This window comes from Nonomuraea pusilla, from assembly GCF_900109355.1.
Taxonomy (GTDB): domain Bacteria; phylum Actinomycetota; class Actinomycetes; order Streptosporangiales; family Streptosporangiaceae; genus Nonomuraea; species Nonomuraea pusilla.
This window is the reverse complement of the sequence record NZ_FOBF01000053.1, coordinates 1-2892: the sequence shown is the minus strand read 5'-3', so window position 1 is coordinate 2892 and position 2892 is coordinate 1. Positions and strand designations below refer to the sequence as shown.

Genomic DNA, 2892 nt, shown 5'->3' with positions numbered 1-2892 from the left:
GGCGAGCCGGTGTGCTGCGGGGCGGCTTCCGTCGAGTTTCGCGCGGCGCAGAGTCAGACGGGCGGTGCGTCATGACGGGCCGCTGGATGACGCGCACCGCCGCGGCGAAGCGCCTCGGCAAGACCGCCGACGAGATCGAGGCCCTGATCGCCTCGCGCGAGCTGCACCTGCAGTCCATCGCCGGCGACCACGAGGCCATCTCTGAAGCGAGCGTCGAGCGCTACCTGGCCGAGCACCCGGCCGAGGAACCGCTGCCGCTGTGGATCGAAGACGAGTACCGGCGCGGACAGGGCGACTACACCACCGACGAAGAGGGAGAAGGCGAGCAGTGACCGCGACCGCGTCCGACGTGATCCCGGGCGTCTACGACATCTCGGAGGAGCTGTACCACTCCGACCCGGTCCCTGGCGGATCGCTGTCGTCGTCCAGCGCGCGGAAGCTGCTGCCGCCGTCCTGCCCCGCCCTGTTCCGCTGGTACATCTCCCGGCCGCAGCCTCCCCGCAAGGAGTTCGACTTCGGCCACGCCGCACACCTCATGGTGCTCGGCACCGGCCCTGAGCTGGTTGTGGTCGAAGCGAAGGACTGGCGCACCAAAGCGGCCAAGGAGCAGCGGGACGCCGCCTACCAGTCGGGCAAAGTCCCCATCCTGGTGGGCGAGCACCGGCAGGCCAAGGCGATGGCTGCGGCTCTCCGCGCACACCCCATCGCGTCGGCCGTGCTCAACCCCGAGATCGGCGACCCTGAGCAGACTCTGATCTGGCAGGACAGCCAGACCGGCGTGTGGCGGAGGGCCCGCCTCGACTGGCTGCCCAACGGGGGCGCTGACCGGTTCATCGTCGCCGACTACAAGACGACCCGATCAGCGAACCCGGCGGCGATCCAGCGCTCGGTCTACTCCTACGGCTACCACGCTCAGCAGGCGTGGTATCTGGACGGCGTCGAAGCGCTCGGCCTCGCCGCCGACCCGGCGATGGTGTTCATCTTCCAGGAGAAGATGCCCCCCTACCTGGTGACCGTCGTCCAGCTCGATTCCGCTGCCGTGCGCGCCGGCCGGGCGATGAACCGGCAGGCCATCGACATCTACCGGCAGTGCGTTGAGACCGGCCGCTGGCCTGGCTACACCGACGACATTCCCCTGATCTCTCTGCCCGCGTGGGCTGACTACCCCTTCGAGGAGACCTCGTGAGCATTATCGAGCAGGCCATGCCTAAGCTCCCGGCGCCTGTCCGGGTTGGGCAGGCGACCGCGGTCGAGCAGTCCCGCGCCGTCGCCGAGGTGCACGCGGCGATCGTGGTCGCGCAGCAGTGCCCGCGGGATGTGCAGGCGGCTCGGCTGGACATCCAGAACTCGTGCTCGCAGATGTCGTTCGCCGAGCAGGCGTTCTTCCGCTACAAGCGCAGCAGCAGCACCATCTCGGGGCCGACCATCCACATGGCGCGCGAGCTGGCCCGCTGCTGGGGCAACGTCCAGTACGGCATCGCCGAGATGTCCCGCGACGACGAGCACGGCCAGTCGGAGATGATGGCGTTCGCGTGGGACGTTCAGACGAATTCCCGCTCTTCGACGACGTTCATCGTCCCGCACAAGCGCGACACCAGCGACGGCACGAAGCCGATCGTGGACATGCGCGACATCTACGAGAACAACGCGAACATGGGCGCCCGCCGCGTCCGGGAGATGATCTTCGCGATTCTCCCTCCGTGGCTGGTCGAGGAAGCCAAGGAGCTGTGCAACAAGACCCTCGCCGGCGGTGGCGACAAGCCGCTCGCGGTGCGGGTCGACGAGGCGCTCGTCGGCTTCGCAGGGCTCGGCGTGGCTGCGGACCGGCTGGAGCAGAAGCTCGGCCGGCCGAAGGAGGAGTGGAACGGCTACGACGTCGCCCAGCTCCGCGTCATCTACCGCAGCATCCAGAGGCGCGAGGTCACCGTCGAGGACGAGTTCCCGGCGCCGAAGCTGACCGCGGCTCAGGTCGTTGGGTCGCCCCAGCCGGCTGAGACGGCAGAGGAGCAGCCGGAAGCGTCTGAGGTGGAGTCGTGAGCGACGACCTGACGACCCCCGCGGGTGTCGAGTCCCGGCTGCGCCGCCTCGTCACCGACCTGACGCTCGCGCAGCAGGCGCTCGCCAACGCCCGCGACGCCGAGGTGGAGGCCAAGCACGCCTTTGAGGCGTCACGCCGCCGGGCCATCTTCTCCGGCGACTGCCCGAAGGTGACCCGCGGCGGCTACACGACCGCCGACCGGGATGCCTGGGTGGATGAGCAGGCGAAGACGCAGCGCTACCAGTACGACCTGGCGGTGGCCAGGCGGGAGGCCGCTCAGGACCATCTGCGGGTCGTGCGGGACCCGGCGGAGATCGTCCGCTCGTTGGGGGCGTCGGTGCGGCAGGCGTACGAGATCGCGGGGAGCGGGCGGTGAAGCGCGGCAACCCGCTGGCGCGGAGGACTCCGCTGAAGCAGGGCAAGCCGCCGGAGCGTAAGACGCCGCTCAAGTCCGCCAGCAACCTGGAGCGCCGCGCCCCGCTGAAGCCGCGGTCGAAGAAGCAGGAGGCCAAGTACCGGGTCCGCCGGGTCCTGGTCGCCGAACTTCTCGCCGAGCGGCCGGTGTGCGAGCGCTGCCATGCAGCCCGCTCCACCGACGTGCACGAGCCGCGCATGAGGTCCCGTGGCGCTGACATCAACGACCCCGACCAGTGCGTGTGCCTGTGTCGCGACTGCCACCGCTGGGTCCACGACCACCCGGCCGCGGCCACCGCAGAGGGCTGGCTGATCCCGTCCTGGGAGGCCGCCTCATGACCGAGTTGGAGTGCCCCGGCCTGTACGAGGACGGCGAGTACTGCGGCATCTGCGGCTACTGCCTCGCCCTCCAGGAGCGCGCCCTCTACGGCTCGCCTTCC

General features: G+C 69.8%; 5 protein-coding genes. All 5 read left to right on the top strand.

What is annotated here, in order from left to right:
* Positions 1–332, top strand: a 332-nt coding sequence (locus tag BMX74_RS42475; protein ID WP_218154278.1) for a hypothetical protein, incomplete at its 5' end; no start/stop codon positions are given.
* Positions 329–1186 (top strand): PD-(D/E)XK nuclease-like domain-containing protein, encoded by an 858-nt coding sequence (locus tag BMX74_RS42470; protein ID WP_091106139.1) that lies wholly within the window; start codon positions 329–331, stop codon positions 1184–1186. The genes BMX74_RS42475 and BMX74_RS42470, both read left to right, overlap by 4 nt.
* The gene (locus BMX74_RS42465) at positions 1183–2037 is read left to right on the top strand and encodes a hypothetical protein (RefSeq protein WP_218154277.1); all 855 of its coding nucleotides are present in this window, start codon (positions 1183–1185) and stop codon (positions 2035–2037) included. Before BMX74_RS42470 ends, BMX74_RS42465 begins: the two co-directional genes overlap by 4 nt.
* Positions 2034–2414: a hypothetical protein gene (locus BMX74_RS42460; protein WP_091106137.1), complete on the top strand. Its 381-nt coding sequence runs from the start codon at positions 2034–2036 to the stop codon at positions 2412–2414. Before BMX74_RS42465 ends, BMX74_RS42460 begins: the two co-directional genes overlap by 4 nt.
* The gene (locus BMX74_RS42455; protein ID WP_091106136.1) at positions 2411–2791 is read left to right on the top strand and encodes a hypothetical protein; all 381 of its coding nucleotides are present in this window, start codon (positions 2411–2413) and stop codon (positions 2789–2791) included. Before BMX74_RS42460 ends, BMX74_RS42455 begins: the two co-directional genes overlap by 4 nt.
* Positions 2792–2892: the final 101 nt, after the last annotated feature.